Annotated in this window: 21 protein-coding genes and 2 pseudogenes; 11 read left to right on the forward strand and 12 right to left on the reverse strand. The window is 68.1% G+C overall.

What is annotated here, in order from left to right:
- Positions 1–272: 272 nt before the first annotated feature.
- The 4 genes from ACGFNK_RS45075 to cseC all read left to right on the forward strand — a co-directional run bounded on the left by ACGFNK_RS45075 (position 273) and on the right by cseC (position 3,654).
- A complete protein-coding gene (locus tag ACGFNK_RS45075; protein WP_386347600.1) occupies positions 273–824 on the forward strand; it encodes a SigE family RNA polymerase sigma factor in 552 nt (183 codons plus the stop codon).
- The gene (locus ACGFNK_RS45080) at positions 812–1,474 is read left to right on the forward strand and encodes a hypothetical protein (RefSeq protein WP_393427036.1); all 663 of its coding nucleotides are present in this window, start codon (positions 812–814) and stop codon (positions 1,472–1,474) included. Before ACGFNK_RS45075 ends, ACGFNK_RS45080 begins: the two co-directional genes overlap by 13 nt.
- 94 nt (positions 1,475–1,568) lie before the next feature.
- Positions 1,569–2,285: a two-component system response regulator CseB gene (cseB, locus tag ACGFNK_RS45085; RefSeq protein WP_393427039.1), complete on the forward strand. Its 717-nt coding sequence runs from the start codon at positions 1,569–1,571 to the stop codon at positions 2,283–2,285.
- Positions 2,286–2,355: 70 nt separating this feature from the next.
- Complete coding sequence (gene cseC / locus ACGFNK_RS45090) at positions 2,356–3,654, forward strand: two-component system sensor histidine kinase CseC (protein WP_393427042.1); 1,299 nt, start codon at positions 2,356–2,358, stop codon at positions 3,652–3,654.
- 126 nt (positions 3,655–3,780) lie between these two features.
- Here cseC and ACGFNK_RS45095 read toward each other — a convergent pair whose 3' ends face one another.
- The 3 genes from ACGFNK_RS45095 to ACGFNK_RS45105 all read right to left on the reverse strand — a co-directional run bounded on the left by ACGFNK_RS45095 (position 3,781) and on the right by ACGFNK_RS45105 (position 6,800).
- Complete coding sequence (locus ACGFNK_RS45095) at positions 3,781–4,227, reverse strand: VOC family protein (RefSeq protein ID WP_393427045.1); 447 nt, start codon at positions 4,225–4,227, stop codon at positions 3,781–3,783.
- Positions 4,228–4,292: 65 nt separating this feature from the next.
- Complete coding sequence (locus ACGFNK_RS45100; RefSeq protein ID WP_393427083.1) at positions 4,293–4,739, reverse strand: helix-turn-helix transcriptional regulator; 447 nt, start codon at positions 4,737–4,739, stop codon at positions 4,293–4,295.
- A 480-nt stretch (positions 4,740–5,219) separates the two neighbouring features.
- Positions 5,220–6,800 (reverse strand): MDR family MFS transporter, encoded by a 1,581-nt coding sequence (locus ACGFNK_RS45105; protein ID WP_393427048.1) that lies wholly within the window; start codon positions 6,798–6,800, stop codon positions 5,220–5,222.
- A gap of 174 nt (positions 6,801–6,974) precedes the next feature.
- Here ACGFNK_RS45105 and ACGFNK_RS45110 point away from each other — a divergent pair, with 174 nt between their 5' ends.
- Positions 6,975–7,553, forward strand: coding sequence for a TetR/AcrR family transcriptional regulator (locus tag ACGFNK_RS45110; protein ID WP_393427051.1), 579 nt, complete (start codon positions 6,975–6,977; stop codon positions 7,551–7,553).
- A gap of 23 nt (positions 7,554–7,576) precedes the next feature.
- Here the strand turns inward: ACGFNK_RS45110 and ACGFNK_RS45115 are convergent, their stop codons facing one another.
- Positions 7,577–8,296, reverse strand: coding sequence for a M23 family metallopeptidase (locus tag ACGFNK_RS45115; RefSeq protein ID WP_393427053.1), 720 nt, complete (start codon positions 8,294–8,296; stop codon positions 7,577–7,579).
- Between the two features lie 538 nt (positions 8,297–8,834).
- On the opposite strand from ACGFNK_RS45115, the gene ACGFNK_RS45120 reads away from it, so the two are divergent.
- Both ACGFNK_RS45120 and ACGFNK_RS45125 read left to right on the forward strand, forming a co-directional pair.
- A complete protein-coding gene (locus tag ACGFNK_RS45120) occupies positions 8,835–9,053 on the forward strand; it encodes a hypothetical protein (protein ID WP_393427055.1) in 219 nt (72 codons plus the stop codon).
- Positions 9,054–9,099: 46 nt separating this feature from the next.
- Positions 9,100–9,393: pseudogene (locus ACGFNK_RS45125) on the forward strand (DUF1016 N-terminal domain-containing protein); the annotation flags it as partial.
- Between the two features lie 100 nt (positions 9,394–9,493).
- Here the strand turns inward: ACGFNK_RS45125 and ACGFNK_RS45130 are convergent.
- Positions 9,494–9,985, reverse strand: a complete 492-nt coding sequence (locus tag ACGFNK_RS45130; RefSeq protein ID WP_393427057.1) for a helix-turn-helix domain-containing protein — start codon at positions 9,983–9,985, stop codon at positions 9,494–9,496.
- A 192-nt stretch (positions 9,986–10,177) separates the two neighbouring features.
- Here ACGFNK_RS45130 and ACGFNK_RS45135 point away from each other — a divergent pair.
- A pseudogene (locus tag ACGFNK_RS45135) lies at positions 10,178–10,516 on the forward strand (STAS domain-containing protein); the annotation flags it as partial.
- A gap of 80 nt (positions 10,517–10,596) precedes the next feature.
- On the opposite strand, the gene ACGFNK_RS45140 reads toward ACGFNK_RS45135, so the two are convergent.
- On the reverse strand, positions 10,597–12,099 hold the full coding sequence (locus tag ACGFNK_RS45140; protein WP_393427059.1) for a carboxylesterase/lipase family protein: 1,503 nt from the start codon (positions 12,097–12,099) through the stop codon (positions 10,597–10,599).
- Positions 12,100–12,217: 118 nt separating this feature from the next.
- Between ACGFNK_RS45140 and ACGFNK_RS45145 the strand changes: the two genes are divergently transcribed.
- Both ACGFNK_RS45145 and ACGFNK_RS45150 read left to right on the forward strand, forming a co-directional pair.
- A complete protein-coding gene (locus ACGFNK_RS45145) occupies positions 12,218–15,340 on the forward strand; it encodes an NACHT domain-containing protein (RefSeq protein WP_393427061.1) in 3,123 nt (1,040 codons plus the stop codon).
- Positions 15,341–15,500: 160 nt separating this feature from the next.
- Complete coding sequence (locus ACGFNK_RS45150) at positions 15,501–16,142, forward strand: HAD family acid phosphatase (protein ID WP_393427063.1); 642 nt, start codon at positions 15,501–15,503, stop codon at positions 16,140–16,142.
- A gap of 113 nt (positions 16,143–16,255) precedes the next feature.
- Here ACGFNK_RS45150 and ACGFNK_RS45155 read toward each other — a convergent pair whose 3' ends face one another.
- Entirely contained in the window at positions 16,256–18,781 is a 2,526-nt protein-coding gene (locus ACGFNK_RS45155; protein ID WP_393427065.1) for an ATP-dependent Clp protease ATP-binding subunit, read from the reverse strand.
- 432 nt (positions 18,782–19,213) lie between these two features.
- Between ACGFNK_RS45155 and ACGFNK_RS45160 the strand changes: the two genes are divergently transcribed.
- On the forward strand, positions 19,214–19,843 hold the full coding sequence (locus tag ACGFNK_RS45160; protein ID WP_393427067.1) for an SCO3374 family protein: 630 nt from the start codon (positions 19,214–19,216) through the stop codon (positions 19,841–19,843).
- Here ACGFNK_RS45160 and ACGFNK_RS45165 read toward each other — a convergent pair.
- The 5 genes from ACGFNK_RS45165 to ACGFNK_RS45185 all read right to left on the reverse strand — a co-directional run bounded on the left by ACGFNK_RS45165 (position 19,822) and on the right by ACGFNK_RS45185 (position 21,988).
- On the reverse strand, positions 19,822–20,157 hold the full coding sequence (locus ACGFNK_RS45165; protein ID WP_393427069.1) for an Lsr2 family protein: 336 nt from the start codon (positions 20,155–20,157) through the stop codon (positions 19,822–19,824). The two genes, ACGFNK_RS45160 and ACGFNK_RS45165, sit on opposite strands and share 22 nt — an antisense overlap.
- Positions 20,158–20,395: 238 nt before the next feature.
- A complete protein-coding gene (locus ACGFNK_RS45170) occupies positions 20,396–20,938 on the reverse strand; it encodes an amino-acid N-acetyltransferase (protein ID WP_393427071.1) in 543 nt (180 codons plus the stop codon).
- A gap of 9 nt (positions 20,939–20,947) precedes the next feature.
- Positions 20,948–21,466, reverse strand: a complete 519-nt coding sequence (locus ACGFNK_RS45175; protein ID WP_393427073.1) for a BlaI/MecI/CopY family transcriptional regulator — start codon at positions 21,464–21,466, stop codon at positions 20,948–20,950.
- Positions 21,467–21,551: 85 nt separating this feature from the next.
- Positions 21,552–21,743, reverse strand: a complete 192-nt coding sequence (locus ACGFNK_RS45180; protein WP_393427075.1) for a hypothetical protein — start codon at positions 21,741–21,743, stop codon at positions 21,552–21,554.
- Positions 21,744–21,775: 32 nt separating this feature from the next.
- The gene (locus ACGFNK_RS45185; protein WP_393427077.1) at positions 21,776–21,988 is read right to left on the reverse strand and encodes a hypothetical protein; all 213 of its coding nucleotides are present in this window, start codon (positions 21,986–21,988) and stop codon (positions 21,776–21,778) included.
- Between the last annotated feature and the right edge of the window lie 431 nt (positions 21,989–22,419).

Genomic DNA, 22,419 nt, shown 5'->3' on the forward strand with positions numbered 1-22,419 from the left:
TTCCGCAAACACATCACAGCCCACTGACAGAGAACTGGTACCGCTCCCGTAAGCAAATCCCCCCAATCCCGCCCCATCCCCCACGCCTCTTTATTCCCGCCCTACTTCCGTTACACAACCGACGGACAGCCGAGCGCTCGCCGCAGGCTCGCTCGGACAACCCCGTGACAAGCCCTCCGTAGCTTCATTGGCGTACCGCGGACCAGCGGCGCACGAAGCGGAGAACAGCCGGCAGCAGGCGGGTCGGTAACGGGGATCGGAGGCGGTTGGACATGGCGCACGGCGAGGTGCTCGAGTTCGAAGAGTACGTACGCACCAGGCAGGACGCGCTGCTGCGCAGTGCCCGCCGTCTGGTGCCGGACCCGATCGACGCCCAGGACCTGCTGCAGACGGCGCTGGTACGGACGTACGGCCGCTGGGACGGCATCTCCGACAAGCGTCTCGCGGACGCCTACCTGCGCCGCGTCATGATCAACACGCGTACGGAGTGGTGGCGGGCCCGCAAGCTGGAGGAGGTCCCCACCGAGCAGCTGCCGGACGCGAGCGTGGACGACTCGACCGAACAGCACGCGGACCGCGCGCTGCTGATGGACATCCTGAAGGTGCTGGCTCCGAAGCAGCGCAGTGTCGTGGTGCTGCGACACTGGGAGCAGATGTCCACGGAAGAGACGGCCGCTGCCCTCGGCATGTCGGCCGGAACGGTCAAGAGCACGCTGCACCGGGCCCTGGCCCGGCTCCGTGAGGAGCTGGAGAGCCGCGGCTATGAGGGGCGAGCGCTCGAAGCGGGCAAGGCGGGTAAGGAGCAGGAGCGTTGCGCGGCCTAGACACAGGCTCGGACACGGAGCCCCCACGGGCCCGTAGGGCCACGAAGGCGGCGATCACGGCAGTGGCCGTGCTCGCCGCCCTCGGCCTTTTGGTATCCGCCTGCGCGAGTGGCGGCACCGGCGCCCGCGACGAGGGCCCGGCCCATTCCGACTCGGTGTCGGTGGGCGCCGTCGCGCCCTCCGCCTCGCCCTCCACGGCCGAGCCGAGCGTGGACGCGGTCCAGCTCCTCAAGGCCGACCCGAAGGTCAGCGCTGCGGTCAAGCACGATCTGCAGCCGTGCGTCGCCGATGAGTACCCGGTCGACGTGTCGTACGGCAAGCTGACGGGCGGGTCCGCGAACGACATCGTGGTCAACGTGCTGACCTGCGGCGATGCGGTCGGAGTGGGCTCGTATGTGTATCGCGGGCAAGGCGGCGAGTACAAGAACGTCTTCAAGGCCGAGGAGTCTCCGGTCTACGCGGAGATCGACCGGGGCGACCTGATGGTCACCCAGCAGGTGTACGAGCGGGGCGACTCGGTGGCGCTGCCGTCCGGCGAGGAAGTGATCACGTACCGCTGGATCGGGGGCCGCTTCACGGAGCAGGCCCGCACGCAGAACGACTACAGCAAGGTAGTGGGCGGCGAGACGCCGAGCCCGGCCGAGACCTGACCTTGACTGACGACTGACCTTGACTGACGACTGCCCCCTGACCGACAACTGACCCTGACCCGACAACTGACCGATGGAGAACTGAGAGCACCGGATGGCAGAGCAGACCCACGTCCTGTTCGTCGAGGACGACGACGTCATCCGCGAGGCCACCCAGCTCGCGCTGGAGCGCGACGGCTTCGTGGTCACCGCCGCGCCCGACGGGCTGGCCGGCCTGGAGGCGTTCCGTGCGGACCAGCCCGACATCGCGCTCCTCGATGTGATGGTGCCGGGTCTGGACGGGGTCTCCCTGTGCCGCAGGATCCGTGACGAGTCCACTGTCCCGGTGATCATGCTGTCGGCCCGCGCCGACTCCATCGATGTCGTCCTGGGCCTGGAGGCGGGCGCCGACGACTACGTGACGAAGCCCTTCGACGGGGCCGTCCTGGTCGCCCGGATCCGCGCGGTGTTGCGGCGCTTCGGCCATGCGAGCGGGCAGCGGGCCGCCGCCGAGGCCGAGCGTTCCTCGTCCGTCGACCGCGGTGTGCTGTCGTTCGGTGACGGCGATCTGGAGATCGACACGGAGGGCATGGAGGTCCGCAGGGGCGGTACGCCGGTGGCACTGACGCCCACCGAGATGCGGCTGCTCCTGGAGTTCTCGTCCGCGCCGGGTACGGTCCTGTCGCGCGACAAGCTGCTTGAGCGGGTGTGGGACTACGGCTGGGGCGGCGACACCCGCGTCGTCGACGTCCATGTGCAGCGGCTGCGTACGAAGATCGGCCAGGACCGGATCGAGACGGTCCGCGGTTTCGGCTACAAGTTGAAGGCCTGACCGGATCATGCGGGGGACGAGCAAGAGTCCGAGCGTGAATCCGGAACGCCGCCGGAGGTTCAGGCGCCCGATGCTGCGTACGGGCCTCAGGTGGAAGCTCAGTGCGGCCATCGCCGCGGTCGGGGCGCTGGTGGCCCTCACCCTGAGCGTGGTCGTGCACAACGCCGCCCGGTACTCGATGCTCTCCAACGCGCGCGACCTCGCGGACGAGCGCGTACAGATCGCGCAGCGGAACTACGAGACGTCCGGGCGGACCAACTTCCCCGGCATCAAGATCGACGATCCGGACCTGCCGAAGGACCTGCTGGCGAAGGCCACGGCCGGCCGGCGGGCGACCTATGTGGCGGACGGCCCCAGCGGTGTGCCCGACATCTGGGCCGCCGTACCCCTCAAGGACGGCCGGATCCTGTCGCTGCACACTGGGTTCACCGACCGCAGCGCCGCCGTGCTGGACGACCTCGACGAGGCGCTGCTCATAGGTTCGATCGCGGTCGTCTTCGGCGGCTGCGCGCTCGGCGTCCTCATCGGCGGCCAGCTCTCGCGGCGGCTGCGCAAGGCGGCCACGGCGGCCCGGCAGGTCGCGCAGGGCGAGACGGATGTACGGGTGCGGGACGCCATCGGCGGAGTCGTACGCGACGAGACCGATGACCTCGTGCGGGCCGTGGACGCGATGGCGGACGCGCTCAGCCAGCGCCTGGAGGCCGAGCGCCGGGTGACCGCCGATATCGCGCACGAGCTTCGTACGCCGGTGACCGGGCTGCTCACGGCGGCCGAGCTGCTGCCGCCGGGACGGCCGACGGAGCTCGTACGGGACCGGGCGCAGGCGATGCGTACGCTCGTCGAGGACGTCCTGGAGGTGGCGCGGCTGGACAGCGCGTCCGAGCGGGCCGAGTTGCAGGACATCATGCTGGGCGAGTTCGTGACCCGGCGGGTGGCGGCGCGGGACGCGGGAATCAAGGTGCTGGTGGTGCACGAGTCGCAGGTCACCACCGACCCGCGCCGCCTGGAGCGAGTCCTCATCAACCTGCTGGTCAACGCGGCCAAGCACGGCAGGCCGCCCATCGAGGTCACGGTGGAGGGCCGGGTCATCCGCGTACGCGACCACGGCCCCGGCTTCCCCGAGGAACTGCTCGCCGAGGGGCCGAGCCGCTTCCGTACCGGGAGCAAGGACCGGGCGGGCCACGGCCACGGCCTCGGCCTGACCATCGCGGCAGGCCAGGCCCGGGTACTGGGCGCACGGCTCACCTTCCGCAACGTACGCCCCGTAGGTGTGCCGGAGGACGTGCCCGCGGAAGGGGCGGTGGCGGTGCTGTGGCTGCCGGAGCACGCGCCGACGAATACGGGGAGCTATCCGATGCTGCCGAACTAGGGCTGGGCGACCTCGGCGAAGTGGCGGAGGAGCCGAGAGGGGGGGAGCGACCAGCCCCCCACCGGCCCGCGGGTTCGTCACCGTGCTTTCGGCGGAGCGCTTGGCGCGCCGGTGCGGCCCTCCGCTTCAGCAGGTCCAGTCCTTGCCCAGGTCGAGGCCGCCCTCGCGGGACTGGGTGAACGAGAACCAGTTCCCGGAGTCGTCGCGGAACAGCGCCTCTGTGCCGTACGGCCGCTCCTGGGGCTCCTGGATGAACTCCACGCCGCGGTCCTTGAGCTTCTTGTAGTCACCGTGGATGTCGTCGGTGGTCAGCACGCCCGCGCCCAGGGCACCCTTGGCGACGAGCTTCTTGATCATCTCAGCGGACTCGGGGTCCATCCCGGGCCCGTTCGGCATCATCAGCGTGAGCTCGACATCGGGCTGGTTCGGGGAACCTACGGTGAGCCAGCGCATGCCGCCCTCGCCCATTGTCATGTCCGTACGGACCTCGAGACCCAGCTTCTCCGTGTAGAACTTCTTGGCCCGGTCCTGGTCGAGGACCCAGACGGTCGAGATGGCGAGACCCTTGATCATGGCGTGCTCCTGTGGGCTGCGAGCTGCGGTTCGTGGCTGTCATGTCACGGTAGGCAGCGGCGCCCTCAGTCCGCTTCTCCGGAATTGCGCTGTGCACTGGGCTGTGCGCCGGGCTCTGCGCCGGCTGGAGCCGATCTGAAGCCGCCGGCCCAGTGCATGACGTAGCACCCCGGTATGAGGGCGGTCCCGCGTCCCACGTGCTTGGCCCGGTAATCGCTGGGCGTCAGCCCGGTGAACGCCTTGAACCGGGCCGAGAACGTACCCAGGCTGCTGAAGCCGACGAGATGGCAGATCTCCGTCACCGACAGATTCGCGGTACGCAGCAGGTCCTCGGCGCGCTCGATGCGGCGGTGCGTCAGGTACTGGCCGGGCGTCTCCCCGTACGCCTCCTTGAAGGCGCGTATGAAGTGAAACCGCGAGTACCCGGCATGCGCGGCCACGGCGTCCAGATCCAGCCCGGGCTCGGCCCAGTCCCGGTCCATCGCGTCCTTGGCAAGCCGCAGCTGCCGCATCTTGTCCATGCCGTCGATGGTGGCACGGGCCACTGACAATGCACCGGCGTGCGTCTTTCGCCCCCGCCGCCCTTACCCGTCCCATCCCGGGGCGTTGCCCCGAACCCCCACCAGGGGCTCCGCTGGGGGCTACGCCCGTAAGACCCCCCAATCGGCCTGAACGGCCTCGTCCTCAAGCGCCGGACGGGCTGGTTGATGCGTGACTGGGCTGGAAAGTTCCGCCTGGGCGGCGGAATTCAGGGCGGGGCCGCCTCGATTCAGCCCCTCCGGCGTTTGAGGAGCGGGGTCCGGGGCTGGCCCCAAACCGGGGTCCGGGCTGCCCCCCTGAAACGGGTCCGGGGCGCAACCTCTAAGGGGGCCCGGGGGCGCAGCCCCCACGGGCGTCCGGGGGCGCAGCCCCCCAGTGGGCTCTGGGGCCTGGCCCCGGGATGGGACGGGACGGGACGGCGGGGGCGAAACAAACCCGCCGAAGGCCCACGCTCAGACCCGCTCCGCCACCGCCCCCTTCGACGCAACGTCGTCCCCCACGTCCTCCCCCGCCTGCTGCGCCGCCCCCTTCAGCGGCACCTCCTTCACAAACACCGCCGCCACCAGAGAGACAACAGCCACGACTGCCCCCAGCAGGAACGCCGAATGCGTGCCAGAGGACACCGCATGCTTGTACGCCTCCTGAGCGGCCTCCGGCAGCCTCGCCATACTCGCCGCATCCAACTGCGCCGACCGCTCGGTGACCGCGGACCCGAGAGCCCCGGCCCGCTCGGCCATCACATCCTGGACCCGGCTGTTGAACAGCGCTCCCATGATCGCGACCCCGAAGGACGCCCCGAGCGTACGGAACAGGGTGGTGGAGGAGGACGCGACGCCCATGTCCTTCATCTCGACGCTGTTCTGCGAGACCAGCATGGTGATCTGCATCAGACACCCCATGCCGGCACCAAGGACCGCCATGTACACACCGGAGGTGACCCGCGACGTATCCGTGTCCATCTGCGCGAGCAGGAACAGCCCGACGACCATCAGCACACTGCCCACGACCGGAAACACTTTGTACCGCCCGGTGTTCGTGGTGACCCGCCCCGCGACCATCGACACGACGAGCATCGCCCCGAGCATCGGCAGCAACAGCAATCCGGAGTTGGTCGCGGACGCCCCCTGCACGGACTGCTGATACAGCGGCAGGAAAAGCGTGGCCCCGAACATCACGAACCCGGTGATGAAGCCGATCACCGACATCAGCGAGAAGTTGCGGCTGCGGAAGATGTGCAGCGGCATCACCGGCTCGGCGGCCCTGGTCTGCACGAACACGAAGCCCACCAGCGTGGCGACCCCGATCGCGATCAGCTCCATGATCATGGCGGAGCCCCAGGCGTACTCGGTGCCACCCCACGTGGTGACGAGCACGATCGCGGTGATGCCCACGGCCAGCAGCCCGGCCCCCAGGTAGTCGATCCGCGCCTGCGCCCGCTTCTTGGGCAGATGCAGTACGGCACTGATGGCGAGGAGCGCCACGGCGCCGAGCGGCAGGTTGATGTAGAAGGACCAGCGCCAGCCCCAGTGGTCGGTGATGGTGCCGCCGACGAGCGGCCCGCCGATCATGGCGAGCGCCATCACGCCGGCCATCATGCCCTGGTACTTTCCGCGCTCCCGGGGCGGTATCAGATCGCCGATGATCGCCATGACACCGACCATCAGCCCACCGGCACCGAGCCCCTGAACGGCCCGGAACTCGATCAGCTGCCCCATGTCCTGGGCCATACCGCTCAGAGCCGACCCGATCAGGAAGAGCACGATCGAGGTCATGAAGACGCCCTTGCGCCCGTACATGTCGCCGAGCTTGCCCCAGATCGGGGTTGAGGCGGCGGTCGCGAGCGTGTACGCGGTGACGACCCACGACAGATGCTCGAGTCCGCCCAATTCGCCGACGATCGTCGGCATGGCGGTCCCGATGATCATGTTGTCGAGCATCGCGAGCAGCATCGCGATCATCAGCGCGAGCAGGACGACGCGGACGCTCCGGGGTTGCCTGCCCTCGCTGTCCACCACTGCCTCGGTGTCCGCCATTGTCCCCACTCCCTGATGACCGCCCCGACACTTACTTGCCGACCGGCAAGTTGACTACACTCGGAACGTAGGTCCGCAACTAGCCGGGCGTCAAGTAAGTTTTTATTTACCCGCTTCCTTACTCCCGTAAGAAGCGACTACGAAGCCCGACCACGAAGCCGAGGAGCAGCCACGATGGGCGCCAGCAGGCAGCAGCGCGGACACACCCGCCAGCGCATCCAGGACGTGGCCCTCGAACTCTTCGCCGAGCAGGGCTACGAGAAGACATCCCTGCGCGAGATCGCGGAGAGGCTGAACGTCACGAAGGCGGCGCTCTACTACCACTTCAAGACCAAGGAAGACATCCTCATCAGCCTCTTCCAGGATCTGACGAAGCCGATGGACGAGCTGATCGAGTGGGGCAAGCAGCAGCCGCGCACCCTGGAGACGAAGCGCGAGATCCTCAACCGCTACAGCGAGGCCCTCAACGACGCGGCACCACTGTTCCGCTTCATGCAGGAGAACCAGGCGACCGTACGTGATCTGCGCTCCGGCGAGGACTTCAAGGACCGCATGCTCCGCATGGTGGACCTGCTCCGGGAGCCGGACGCCACGATGACCGATCAGGTCCGCTGCGTCACGGCCCTGTTCTCCATGCACGCCGGAATGTTCGCCCTCAGGGACCTCGAAGGCGACCCCGAGGAGAAGCGCAAGGCCGTCCTCGAGGTCGCCATGGAGCTGATCACCCGCGCCAACACCCGTGAAGAGTCCTGACGGTCCGTTGTTACTTACGGTCCTTAAAGGGTGACGCCCTTGGTGCGCAGGAAGCGTACGGGGTCTATCGCGGAGCCGTAGTTGGGGGACGTACGGATCTCGAAGTGCAGGTGCGGACCGCTGGAGTTGCCGGTGTTGCCGGAGAGCGCGATCTGCTGATCTGTCGCGACGATCTGGCCGACCTTCACCTGGACGCGGGACAGGTGGGCGTACTGCGAGTAGGTCCCGTTGCCGTGCTGGATGACGACGGCATTGCCGTACGCGGGCCCGTCACCGCCGCCGTTACCGCCGGCCTTGACGACGGTGCCGCCGTGCGCGGCGTAGACCTTGGTGCCGGAGGCCACGGCGAAGTCCTGGCCGGAGTGGGTCGAGTTCCACAAGTTGCCGGCCTGGTTGAAGCTGGCGGAGAGCTTGTACTTCTTGACCGGATCGACCCAGGAAGGCTTCGGCGCCTTCTTGACGGCGGCTGCCTTCTGAGCCGCCGCCTGCTTCGCGCTCTCGGCGGCCTTGGCCTGAGCGGCGACCTTGGCCTTCGACGCGGCCCTGGCCTGTGCGGCGGCCTGCTCCCGCACGGAGGAGGCAGCAGCCCCCTGCACCGCCCCGGTGCTCGCCTCATTACCGGCGGCAACCGCGACCCCGGCCCCCAGCGCGACCGACACCCCCAGCCCGGCGGCCATGACAGCCGCCCGGGCACGGAGCGGGGACGTACCGAGAACGTGGGACTTGGTGATGCGCAGCGACATGGGGACTACCTCCGGGGGACGGGCACGAACACACCCGACGCGCTGTCGATGCGCCGGGCGAGGCGTCCCTTGGTAACCCGTGGCGCCGGTGTCCCACAAAGAGCCCATCTACGACCCGAAGTCGTACTTGACTCTGAAACTTCCCCCTTCTTGACACGAACGCCGTCCCGTATTGGATCCTCCGCGTTTCCTACTGGAAGTCTGGTTTAACCCCACTTCACAGCGGTCCCCTTACGCCCTGGACCCGCTCCTCCAAGCCGAACCGGGCCACCCCCGAAGCGCCTCTCAGCCCACTGACCCAAAGGTCCGTTTTGCCCCGCAACACGTCACCACTACTCCCCCTAGTACAGGACAAATCGCCTGTGCGTCATGTCACCGACCGGCAAGATCCAGACGCCTTGGGATGTGACGCGCACTACGCGGTCACGGGTCCCGACCAGGTGCGGTGCCGTAACCCGAAGGCCGTCACCGCACCCGTTGCCACAGCCGTCCGTCACCAGCCAGAGGTCAGCGCGACGGCCGGAGCATCTTCGGTGGCGTGAACCTGGTGTACGTCGGCTCCAACGGCCGGTCCGCACCGGTGCCGAAGTCGAGCACCTTCTGGTACGCCGGACCCGTCGCGCTCGCCGAGGCGTTCAGCCGGGCCGACGTCCGTCGCCGAGGCGACACCCCCGACACCGGTCCTCACGACCACCCCACCACCCTGGCGGCCCTCATACGAACACTCGCCCGAACCCCACACGTTCGGGTGACATGAAACGGTTCGCCCTCGCGTAACGATCACCGTGCGCGAGCCTCACCTCATGCACGAGAACGTCGAGGCCGAGCCCAGCCTCCCCGCCCAGCAGAACGCCCTGCCCTCCTGGTACGGCGACCTACTCGGCGAGGTGAAGGAAACCGTGGCGTGGGCACGCCTCCGCGCACAGCGGGCCGTGACCACGGAACTGGTCCAGATGTACTGGCAGATCGGAAAGCTCATCCTGGCTCGCCAGGAGCAGGAAGGCTGGGGCCCCAAGGTCGTGGGCCGGCTCGCCGCGGACCTGAAGACGGCCTTCCCGAACCAGCGCGGCTTCTCCCGACGCAACCTGATGCACATGCACAAGATGGCCGCACCTGACCCGAGCCAATTGCGCAACAGCCAGTTGCACGATTGCCGTGGGGCCATCCGCGACTTCGACCGCGTTTCCAGCGGAGCGCTCAGCGCTGCGACGACCGCGTTCGTTCACCGGATCGTCCGGACGCCGCCGCCTCACCCCCCACCGGCACCCCCGCCACCTGCTCCGCCACCGCCCCGATCTTCGCCAGCCGGGCCAGCGTGGGCCTCGACAGGACCTCCCCGATGTCGTGCAGGGCCACGATCAGCTCGTCGACACCGTCCAGGGGGGCGTCCTTGCCCGCGTACAGGAGGACCCCCCGGTATTCCTCGGGCGAGATGGACCGGCCCGGCAGTTCGATCTGCTCCGCTTCCGCGAGGAACAGCGCGGGGACCGAGGTGTCCAGGGCCAGGGCGATGGCGGTCAGCTCGGCTGCCGTGAAGGCGCGGCGGCCCCGTTCGGCCTGGTGGACGGCCTGGCGGCTCCAGGGGCGGTCGAGGTACTGGCCCATCGCCTCGCCGAGTTCCGTCAGCGACAGCCGTCGTGCCTCCCTGAAGCGCGCGATCTGCTTTCCGATGGCCTCTTCGACCCGCACCCGTGCTCCTCGCGTCATCCCCCACAATCCGCTACGTCACTCTCCATGATGACAGCGAAAGCCCACCATTGACAAGCCTCATCGACCGCCCTACTGTAGTTCCACGCAACTCGTTGTCACTCCATGGAATGACAGCTCAATGGCGGCACAGTGCCGACTCAAGACGACCCGACGCCGACACGGGAGACCGACGTGCGCGACTTACACCTGAACTCCATCACCGCCGGCGGCAGCTGCGCCGTCCTCCAGGTCTCCGGCGAGATCGACGTCTATACGGCTCCCACCCTGCGCGAAGGCATCATCGATCTCCTCGACAAGGACGTCGTCCACGTCATCACGGACATGCGGAACGTGGATTTCCTGGACTCGACCGGCCTGGGCGCCCTCGTCGGCAGCCTCAAGCGGCTGCGCACCCATGAGGGCTCGCTCAGGCTCGTGATCGACAGCGACCGTATCCACCGCATCTTCCGGATCACCGGACTCGACCGTGTCTTCGCCATCCACCCCTCGCTCCAGGAGGCGATCACTGCCGACGGACACTGGCGAGCGGCCGTGGAAGGCGGCGGCCACGGCATCGAAGAGTGGTGCCGACAGCACGAGTTGCTCCCGGACTAGCCCCCGAGCGGCAACGCCCCGAACACATGCCCCCGCCAAACTCTCCGCGACCCCTCCTCCGGATACGCCGCCACAGCCGGACTCGTATCGAAGAGCTGGACGAGCCGCTGTTCCAGGTCGTACGCGGGCCAGCCTGGCCCGTCGCCCGACGCGAAGCCCGTCCACGCGGAGCGGAAGCGCGCGGACAGCTCCTCCGCCTCCGGAGGTGGTGTCTCGCCGAGCAGTATCGCGGGCAGACCCCCGTCCAGGTTGCCGAACACCAGCGGCACATCCAGCCCATGGCAGGCGCCGAGCCCTCCGCCCATGCCCGGCGCGGCCCACGTCAGCTCGTAGAAGTGCGCACTCCCGCCCGCCTCGACCTGCGTCTCGGCCAGCCGTAGCGACGGCATACGGAACAGCCAGTCGGAGTTGACGAGTTCGTACAGTTCCTCGGGGCCGGCGTCCGGGAACGCGGCGCGGTACGCATCCTCCCCGCCGGGAGCGAACGCCTCCAGAGCCACGGCTGCCTGGTCCTCCGTCACCTCACCGATCATCCCGCCGAGCGCCATGAAGAGGCGGTACTCGTCACGCGTATGCCCGACGACGAGCTCGACCTCCCGCCCGGCCCCGGCGGCCAGCGCCTGCCACGGATCGACCGGCAGAACATCTCCGTCGACGACCGGCGCGAGCGGAACCGACGTAAGGGCGACCTGCCCCCACCGCTCCACGGACCGGCGCATCGAAGCAGCCACCGCATCCCCCGCCGCGGGCAGCCGACCTGGCGCCACCGAGCCCAGATCGGCCACGGTCGGCCGCAGCCCCAGTTCGTCGGCGAAGGCAGCGGTGAAATCGGCCGCGAGCTCGGCCGAGAAGAACGTACCGGGCACACTCTGCGCTACAGCCCGCCGAAAGAGCCCGGCCGCGCGCGGCATCGCCAGAAGCGCGGCGACCGATCCGGCCCCCGCCGACTCGCCGAACACCGTCACCCGGTCCGGATCGCCGCCGAACGCCCGGATGTTCTCGCGCACCCACTCCAGCGCGGCGACCTGGTCGAGCAGCCCCCGGTTGGCCGGCGCCCCCTCAATGAGCCCGAACCCCTCAATCCCCACCCGGTAGTTGAGCGTCACCACGACCACCCCCTCGCGGGCCAGCCGCGCTCCCTCGTACTCGGGCAGACTCGCCATCCCAATGCTGTACGCACCTCCGTACAGCCACACCATCACCGGCAGCCCGGCGCCCGGTCCCGGCTCGGGCGTCCACACGTTGAGCGTCAGCCAATCGTCACCCGCGTCCTGGGACAGCGCGTCCATCCCGAACGCCGACGCCTGCGGAGGAGGCGGCCCGTACGCCACAGCCTTCCGTACGCCGTCCCAGCCCCGTACGGCCCGTGGCGCCCCGAACCGCAGCGCACCGACGGGCGGCTGAGCGAAGGGAATCCCGCGGAACACCGCAAGCCCCGGCTCTCCTTCCCCTCGCAACACGCCTGCTGTCGTACGGACTTCGGGTTCGTCGGCGCTCATTGCGGCTCCCTTTGAAGGCAGTTCGGACACCGCGGATCCTCCCGCGACCGTGCCTCCGAAGCCAATGTGTTTACCAGCTACGCTGATCACCCACCCGCCATGCCCTCGGGGGAGAGACATGGAACCAGCGTCCATAGGCGTCCGGTTGGCGTCGAGCGTGATCAGCCCGCTCGTCAGGAAGCTTTTCGTCACGGAGGGGCCGGGAGCGGCCCTGGTCGACAAGCCCGTACGCATCTCGGCATACGTCTCCTTCAGCGGCGAGAAACGGTCCCTGACCGAGAAGGACGTCACCAAACTCGCCGCCGAGCTGGTCAAGCGCGCCCTGAAGAGCGGCGAACGCCCCCTCCCCGCCGACGAGGAACAGGCCGTGGTCCACGCCCTGTCCCGCACCCTCCATGCCCTCGGCGACCTCACCATGACCGACGTACAGGCAGTGGAGCTCGGCCACTCGGGCCTCGCCCTCCACCTGCGCCAGGCCGCCGGGAACCCCGACCGTGACCTGGCCTTCGACTCGGCGCTCTTCTACGAGCGGCTCCTCGACACGGCCTGCCTGCACATCCTGCACTTCTTCACGCAGCGGTCGGCCTTCGTACCCCGCACGCTCGTCGAGCAGACCCGTCGCCAAGCCGAACTCCTGGCGAAGATGGACGAGTTGATCGCCCGGAACCCGCTCCCGGGCAGCGAGGACGAGGCCTTCGAACGGCGCTACCTCTCGTACGTGGCGGCCAAGCACAGTCAACTCACCATCTACGGCATCGACTTGGCCAACTCCCCCGACCGCTGGCCTCTGGACGCCGCCTACCTCACACTCCAGGCCCAGCGCCCCACCGACGACCAGGAGCCGGAGGGCGGCTACATTGCCGCGGCCGGCAGCTCGCTACCCGCCGAAGAGGCCTTCGCCGACCACGACTTGGTCCTGTTGCGCGGTGTGGCGGGCTCGGGCAAGACGACGCTGGTGCAGTGGCTCGCCGTGACGGCGGCGCGGGGTGAACGCGGGGACCGCGTCCCCTTCGTACTGCCGCTGCGTACGCTCGTCCGCCGCGCGGACGGACTGCCCGCGCCCGCCGACTTCCTGGCCGCCGCTCGTGTCCCCTTCCACGGCGCGGCCCCGGACGGCTGGCCGGACCGGGTGCTGACGGCGAGCCGCGGCCTGCTGCTCGTCGACGGCATCGACGAGATCCCGGAGCCCGACCGCGAGCGCACCCGCCGCTGGCTGCGCGACCTCCTCGACGCCTACCCGGGCAACCAGTGGCTGGTCACCTCGCGCCCCTCGGCCGTACGCGAGGACTGGCTCGCCGCGGACGGCTTCACCGAACTGGCCCTCTCGCCGATGAGCCGCACCGACGTGGCCGCGTTCATCGAGCGCTGGCACACGGCGGCCCGTATCGACGCCCCGGACCCGGAACGCCTCACGGCATACGAGACCTCGCTCCTGGAGGCCGTACGCACCAAGCCGGACCTGGGCCAACTCGCCACCAACCCTCTGATGTGCGGCCTGATCTGCGCCCTGCACCGCGACCGGCGTGGCTATCTCCCGCACGGGCGGCAGGAGTTGTACGACGCCGCCCTCTCCATGCTCCTCGCGCGCCGCGACCAGGAGCGCGACATGCTCCCCGAGTCGCCGCAGGACGGCATCCGGCTCACCGAACTCCCCCAGATCCAGCTCCTCCAGCGCCTGGCCTACTGGCTGATCCGCAACAACCGGCTGGAGATGGACCGCGAACGCGCCGAACGCATCATCGCCGACGCCCTGCCGTCCCTGCCCGCCGTCGCAAGCCAGGGAGACGCCCCCGCGATCTACCGCTATCTCCTCATACGCAGCGGGCTCCTGCGCGAACCCGCCCTCGGCACCGTCGAGTTCGTCCACCGCACCTTCCAGGACTACCTGGGCGCGAAGGCGGCGGTGGAGGACGGCGACTTCGGGCTCCTGGTCCGGAACGCGCCCGATTCCCAGTGGTCGGACGTGATCCGCATGGCGGTGGCCCATGCGCGGCCTCGCGAGCGGGCCGTATTTCTGGAGGACTTGCTCGCCTCCGCCCATAACGTCGGCGATGACACCGCGGGCACCCACATCCGCCTCCTCGCCCTGGCCTGCCTCGAACAGGCCACGGAACTCGACCCCAAGGTCCGGGGAGACGTCGAGGAACAGGCGGCCACGCTCATTCCGCCCCGTACAACGAAGGAAGCCCGGGAGCTGGCCTCGGTGGGCCCGCTCGTCCTGGAGCTGCTGCCTGGACCGGAGGGTCTGTCCGAGGAGGAGGCCAGGACCGTGGTGGTCGCGGCGTCACTGATCGGTACGGATGCGGCCATTCCTGTACTGGCCCGCTTTCGCACCCACCCGTTCCTGTCGCTGCGCGCTCAACTCACCTGGAACTGGCACCGGTTCGACACCGAGCGGTACGCCACCGACGTCATCGCCCATCTCCCCGCCGACGACCTCTACTTCACCGCCCATTCGGCCGCCCATCTGCGCGCCCTGCACGAACTCGGCGACCCTCCCCGCCTCCACCTCGTCGGGGACATCGAGGAGGCCGAGCTGAGCACCTGGCTCGCGCATGATCAGACGCGCATGCTCGCCATCCGGGAGAACCACAAGCTGGGCAGCCTGGACTGCCTTTCAGCGCTGCGCAGGCTCGTACATCTGGACATCAGTGACAGTCCGGACGTGGAGAGCCTCGCGCCCTTGGCCGAAATGCCATTGCCATGGCTGTCGCTGGCCCTCATGCCAGGTCTGGAAAAGCCGGATGCGCTGGCGCCACTTTCGGCCTCGGCCACCCTGCGCAAGCTCGACATCGGAGTGCCGCTCTATGGCGAATCCGTCGATGCAGCACTCCCGAACCTGCCGCTGGAGTTTCTGCGATTCACCAGGAACGCCCTTCGATTCACCGGCCTGCGCGGCTTGCACCGTATGCGATCTGTGAAGGTGCTGAGCCTGGGAAACCTCTCCGCACCCCTCACCTCCAAGGACTACGAAGAGGTCGCGATGCTCCCCGAACTGGAGGAATTGCGGCTCAACTGGACCGCTGCGCCCTGGACCGAAGGCCCCACGCTTCCTGGGATCAGGCGGCTTCGGCTCAACAAATTCACCGGAAACGAAGATCTCTCCGCGGTACCGGCTCTGTTTCCAGGGTTGCATTCGGTCGAATTCGTCCTCGCGCCGGAAGTAATCGAAGTGCCGGAGCACACCCTCCAACTCTTCCCGGGCATGCACACGGTCACGAAGTCGCACACCGCCATCTAGTCCAACTCCACTTGGGCACCTTACAGTTACCAGCCGGTAATGCCTTCGCCTCCCTGTGGCCTCACACGGCCGTGACGATGCAGCGCGACCCCTGCACCTCGGTCGTCCCGCAGTTGTCCCTCAGTGCTCCGACGCGACTCAGACGCGAGAGGAACCCCCCATGACAGGAAGAAGCTGGAAACGCCTCATCGGCGTGACCGCCGCCGCCACTGCCGTCACGGCGGCCCTGGTCTCACCGGCCGCCGCCGCGAGCCCGGCAGCGGCCCCCGCCGCGGCACCGGCCGCAGCCACCACCGCCGCCGCGGCGGACGTCGACTACGACACCTGGCAGAAGGACTGCCAGGCGGTGATGGACCAGGCACTGCCCTATCTGAAGCAGCGGATCGCGAACACCAAGCCGGGCGAGAAGCAGGCGATCGTCTTCGACATCGACAACACCACGCTGGAGACCGACTTCGGCTTCAGCTACCCGTCCCCGGCCAACGCGCCCGTCCTCGAAGTCGCCAAGTACGCCCAGGACCGTGGCGTCGCCCTGTTCTTCGTGACGGCGCGCCCGGACATCATCGGCTCCGTGACCGACTACAACCTCAAGCACGTCGGCTACAAGGTCTCCGGGCTCTATGTCCGCAACTTCGGCGATCTCTTCAGGGACAAGGCCGAGTACAAGACCGCCAAGCGCGTGGAGATCGAGGCCAAGGGCTACACGATCATCGCGAACATAGGCAATACCCCCACCGACCTCTCCGGCGGCCACGCGGAGAAGACGTACAAGCTGCCGGACTACGACGGCCAACTGTCGTAAGCCACGCCCATTGGAAGCCACATGGGGAGCCACCCCCATCGGGCACGCGAAAGGGGGCCGGTGCTGAAAAGCACCGGCCCCCTTTCGCGGCTTTCGGCTCAACCCCCGAAGGGTCAGGCCTCCTTGCTCAGGTTGGGACCAGCCCCACCGGCGGCCTGCTCGATCGGCGGGACGTCCGGCAGCGCCGACTTCTCCTCACCGCGGAAGGTGAAGGTCTTGGTCTCGCCCTCTCCCTCCGTGTCGACGACCACGATGTGGCCGGGACGCAGCTCGCCGAAGAGGATCTTCTCCGACAGGCTGTCCTCGACCTCGCGCTGGATCGTGCGACGCAGCGGGCGCGCGCCGAGCACGGGGTCGTAACCCTTCTTGGCCAGCAGCTCCTTCGCGGACTGGGAGAGCTCGATGCCCATGTCCCGGTCCTTGAGGCGCTCGTCGACCTTGCCGATCATCAGGTCGACGATCCGCAGGATGTCCTCCTGCGTGAGCTGCGGGAAGACGACCACGTCGTCGACGCGGTTGAGGAACTCGGGCCGGAAGTGCTGCTTGAGCTCGTCCGAGACCTTGTTCTTCATGCGCTCGTAGTTGGACTTCTTGTCGCCCGAGGCCGCGAAGCCCAGGTTGAAGCCCTTGGAGATGTCCCGGGTGCCGAGGTTGGTCGTCATGATGATGACCGTGTTCTTGAAGTCCACGACCCGGCCCTGGGAGTCGGTCAGCCGACCGTCCTCCAGGATCTGCAGCAGCGAGTTGAAGATGTCCGGGTGGGCCTTCTCGACCTCGTCGAACAGGACGACCGAGAACGGCTTGCGGCGGACCTTCTCCGTGAGCTGACCGCCCTCTTCGTAGCCCACGTAACCGGGGGGCGAACCGAAGAGACGGGAGACCGTGTGCTTCTCGCTGAACTCCGACATGTCGAGGGAGATCAGCGCGTCCTCGTCACCGAAGAGGAACTCGGCGAGCGCCTTGGACAGCTCGGTCTTACCGACACCGGACGGACCGGCGAAGATGAACGAACCACCGGGACGCTTCGGGTCCTTCAGACCGGCACGCGTACGACGGATCGCCTTCGACAGCGCCTTGACGGCGTCGATCTGACCGATGACCCGCTTGTGGAGCTCGTCCTCCATGCGCAGCAGGCGGCTCGACTCCTCCTCGGTCAGCTTGAAGACCGGGATGCCGGTGGCGGTCGCGAGGACCTCGGCGATCAGCTCGCCGTCGACCTCGGCCACGACGTCCATGTCGCCGGCCTTCCACTCCTTCTCCCGCTTGGCCTTGGCGGCCAGGAGCTGCTTCTCCTTGTCGCGGAGAGAGGCGGCCTTCTCGAAGTCCTGCGAGTCGATCGCGGACTCCTTGTCGCGGCGCACGCCCGCGATCTTCTCGTCGAACTCGCGGAGGTCCGGCGGCGCGGTCATCCGACGGATACGCATCCGGGAGCCGGCCTCGTCGATCAGGTCGATCGCCTTGTCCGGCAGGAAGCGGTCCGAGATGTACCGGTCGGCCAGCGTCGCGGCCTGGACGAGGGCCTCGTCCGTGATGGAGACGCGGTGGTGCGCCTCGTACCGGTCGCGCAGGCCCTTGAGGATCTCGATGGTGTGCGGCAGCGACGGCTCCGCGACCTGGATGGGCTGGAAGCGGCGCTCGAGCGCGGCGTCCTTCTCCAGGTGCTTGCGGTACTCGTCGAGCGTGGTGGCACCGATGGTCTGGAGCTCACCGCGGGCCAGCATCGGCTTCAGGATCGAAGCGGCGTCGATGGCGCCCTCGGCGGCACCCGCACCGACCAGCGTGTGCAGCTCGTCGATGAACAGGATGATGTCGCCGCGGGTGCGGATCTCCTTGAGCACCTTCTTCAGGCGCTCCTCGAAGTCACCGCGGTAACGGGAGCCGGCGACCAGCGCGCCCAGGTCCAGGGTGTAGAGGTGCTTGTCCTTGAGGGTCTCGGGCACCTCGCCCTTGACGATGGCCTGCGCCAGGCCCTCGACGACGGCGGTCTTGCCGACGCCGGGCTCGCCGATGAGCACGGGGTTGTTCTTCGTACGACGGGACAGCACCTGCATGACCCGCTCGATCTCCTTCTCGCGCCCGATGACCGGGTCGAGCTTGGACTCACGAGCGGCCTGGGTGAGGTTCCGGCCGAACTGGTCGAGGACCAGGGACGTCGAGGGGGTGCCCTCGGCAGGCCCACCTGCCGCGGCGGTCTCCTTGCCCTGGTAGCCGGAGAGCAGCTGGATGACCTGCTGCCGCACCCGGTTGAGATCAGCGCCCAGCTTGACCAGGACCTGGGCTGCGACGCCCTCGCCCTCACGGATCAGGCCGAGCAGGATGTGCTCCGTGCCGATGTAGTTGTGGCCCAGCTGAAGGGCCTCGCGGAGCGACAGCTCCAGGACCTTCTTGGCACGGGGGGTGAAGGGGATGTGCCCGGACGGGGCCTGCTGCCCCTGCCCGATGATCTCCTCCACCTGCTGGCGGACCGCCTCGAGCGAAATCCCGAGGCTCTCCAGGGCCTTAGCGGCGACACCCTCACCCTCGTGGATCAGGCCCAGGAGGATGTGCTCGGTGCCGATGTAGTTGTGGTTGAGCATCCGGGCTTCTTCCTGAGCCAGGACGACAACCCGCCGCGCGCGGTCGGTGAACCTCTCGAACATCGTTAATCGCTCCTCAGAGCGGTCAGGCAGTAAGGGGACGCTCCCCTCCCTGTCCTTCCGCAGCTTAGTCCCGCAAGCGGGGACCGCTCATTCCATCTGCCGACACCCGTCCTTGGCCTCCCAATCGCCGAACGCCGACATCTGCTCCAACCCGATGGTGCGAGACGATGTTCCCGCAGGCCAGGCAGATACCCTCACCAGCTGTACGCCGATGGCGAACGTGAGATGCCTGAGCCTTGCGTGTCGCCCCTCCCACTAGGGATGTCTTACCCGTACGCACCGACAGTCCATGCCGCGCGCACCCATTCCCTCCGCTATGGGCGAACATCCTTGCGCCGCCGAGCGCTTCCACACGCCCCCGTTTCCGATACTCGGCGCGCGCATACGAACACCCAACGTAACTCGAAGCCCGTTTTGGCGGTTGCTCCTGGCATGGCCCACCCGTCTCCCGACCACCGCCCCTCATCGAGGCGCTGCGCGCCACATCCACTTGTCGCCGTTCCTCTCCCACGCAGCCCACTGGACGCTGGCGACCACATGCGCCAGTGGTACGAGAACGAACTGGGCTGGGCGACAGTGCCCGGACCTCCCGTCGAGCTGCTGACGGGCCTGCGCTTCGACGTCCTGGAGGTGCCGGCGGAGGCGGGTCACGCGGCACTGCGGCATCTTGGGCCGGGTTCTCCGGTGGCCGTGCGGGCGGACCGGATGCGGCTGCTGGTGGCCGCGGGAAGCGCCGACGAGCTGCCGGGGCTGCTCGACTGGCTGGAGTGGGGATCTCTCGCGCTGGACCTCAGGGCGATCGGCGCGGGCGGGCGCATCGAGGCGCCGCTGCCCCCGCGCGGCGCACGGGACACCGCGGTGGACGGCTCGCAGGGGGCCGCCGTCTGGCTGCGGCCCCCAGAGTCTGACTGCGAGGTGGAGCCTGCGTTGCCGACACTGTCGGCGCTCGGCGGGGGCGGTGGGGGCGCCCCCGATCTCGTACGACTCGTGGACACGATGGCAACGCAGTGCCACCGGATCCGCCTGCGGCAAGCCCGCTATCAGGCGTTGGCCTTCTCGTAGGCCTCGCGAATGGACGCCGGAACACGGCCACGGTCATTGACCTCGTAACCGTTCTCCTTCGCCCAGGCGCGGATCTGCGCGGTGTCCTGACTTCCGCCGGAAGCGGCGCGTGCCTTGCCACGCCCTCCAGAAGCACGGCCTCCGGTACGACGACCGCTCTTCACGTAGGGCTCGAGAAGGCCGCGGAGCTTGTCCGCATTGGCGGTGGTGAGATCGATCTCGTACGTCTTGCCGTCCAGCGCGAACGTCACGGTCTCGTCCGCCTCGCCGCCGTCGAGGTCGTCGACAAGAAGGACCTGAACCTTCTGTGCCACCGGATTTCCTTTCATCGATAACTTCAGGGCCCGAGGTCCGCGGCGGCTGCCGCTGATTCATGCCCCCTGTTATATGCACTACTGCAGTACGTCCGAAAGCAAACCGCTTTTGCTGGAAAAACACAAACCCCTGGGAGAGACCGGGAGAGACCGACCCGACCTGAGAAGACCGAAAACGTACGCGTTTCGGACAAAGAGCCCCCGGGCAAGAGGTGCCGGGCGTATTCCAAGCCGACGATCACAGATGCAGAAGCATCCGGCTGTTGCCCAAGGTGTTCGGTTTCACTCGTTCGAGACCGAGGAACTCTGCCACGCCCTCGTCATAGGAACGCAGTAGCTCGGCGTAGACCTCGGGGTCAACGGGTGTCTCACCGATCTCCACGAAGCCGTGCTTCGCGAAGAAGTCGACTTCGAAGGTCAGGCAGAATACCCGGCGAACGCCGAGCCAGCGGGCGGTCTCCACCAACTTCCCCAGCAACTGATGCCCGACGCCGGCACCCTTGAGCCTGGGGTCGACCGCGAGAGTACGGACTTCCGCGAGGTCTTCCCACATCACGTGCAGTGCACCGCAGCCGACCACCTCGGCGCTTGACCCGGCATCCCGTTCCGCGACCCAGAACTCCTGGATGTCCTCGTAAAGCGTCACCGTCGCTTTGTCGAGCAGGATGCCGCCGCGGACGTACGCGTCAAGGAGACGGCGTACCGCGGGGACATCGCTGGTCCGGGCCCGGCGGACAGTGAGGGGTTTACGGGAGGCGACTTCGGACTGCTCTGCTGGCATGACCGGACGTTATCGCCCGGTCTCGCCCTCGCTGGCGGCGGGGTTCTCGCCCGGGGCGTTCTGGCGGGTGGAGCTTTCGCGAGGGGCGGATTCGCCGGCCGCCGTTTCGCCCGGGGCGCTTTCGCCGGCCGAACTTTCGCTGGTCGTCGTTTCGCCGCTCGTCGTTTCCGGGCCTTCCACGATGCGGAGGGCGTCACGCAGTGCCGCGCGCTGTTCCGGGGACATCATGCCGAAGAAGGCGACGAGAGCGGCGGCCGGGTTGTCGCTCCGCGACCAGGCCTCGTTCATGAGGGCGGCCGCGTAGGCGGCGCGGGTGGAGACCGCCTCATATCGATAGGCCCGGCCTTCCGCTTCGCGGCGCACCCAGCCCTTCTGATGGAGATTGTCCAAAACGGTCATCACCGTGGTGTACGCGATGGACCGTTCCTGCTGAAGATCTTCCAGGACTTCTCGAACGGTCACCGGGCGGTTCCACTTCCACACCCGCGACATGACCGCGTCTTCCAGATCTCCCAAGGGGCGAGGCACAACTCAGACCCTAGTGGGACATTCCAGTCAAAGCATTACAGACGTGGCCTTGACGGACGTTTGGCAATAAAAGTGGCGTACGAGTTCAGGCGTCGGCGTTGCGATCACGTTCGCCGGAGACCTGACGGGTGTTCTCGGCATGCGCGAGGGCGGCGTCGACGACCGCGTCCTCCTTGGCCTTGTTGGCGCCGCCCTGCGTCTTCACGATCGTCACGATCAGACCGGTGAAGAACACAGCCATCACTACTGGGGGTACGAGCGCGGAGACGTATTCCATGCCTTTCAGAGTAGCCAGGGCATCGGGGCGAGCTACTGCGGGGGCTTGCCGGGTGGCGTGGGCGGCTTGCGCCGGGGCGGGAAGACCTCGCCCGGGGTGGGGATGGGCCGGTGCGGCTGAGCGGGCTTGGGGCTGCGTTGCGGCTCGGCCTTCGGCTTCGGCGTCGGCTGAGAGGCGGGCTCTTTCGCCGGCTTCTTCTCGGGGTCCTCGGCGGCGGCACGCGCGGGGGCGTAAGGCGTAAGCATGAGGCGACGATACGCACTAATCAGACAACCTTCACGGAACGCAACGCCTTGGGCGGTTGAGCGGGTGGGTTCGTTGTCGAGTGCGAGTCCGTGGGTGGAGGGTTTTCGTTTCCCCAGCCCCGCCCCTTCCCGAAACTGGGGCTGCGCCCCAGGCCCCCGCCAGGGGGTGGGGTGACACGTCGTGTCGCGGCTGCGGGTCCGTTGTGGCTGGTCGCGCCCCGCGGCGGAGCCGCTGATGTCACCGCCCCGCGCCCCTGAAAAGCAAAAGCCTGCGACTCCCCGCGCCCCAAAAGGATCCGCGCGCAGAAAAAGCCCGTACCCCCAACTACCCGCAGTCTCCCACCGGCGGGAGGGGACGTGGGCCGGTGCGTCGTATGCCCGTCGCGTAGGTTCTGTCTCAGGCCACCTGCGCCCTGTGTCAGACGAAGGGC

The sequence above is a fragment of the Streptomyces sp. NPDC048825 genome, assembly GCF_043198355.1.
GTDB lineage: Bacteria > Actinomycetota > Actinomycetes > Streptomycetales > Streptomycetaceae > Streptomyces > Streptomyces xiangluensis.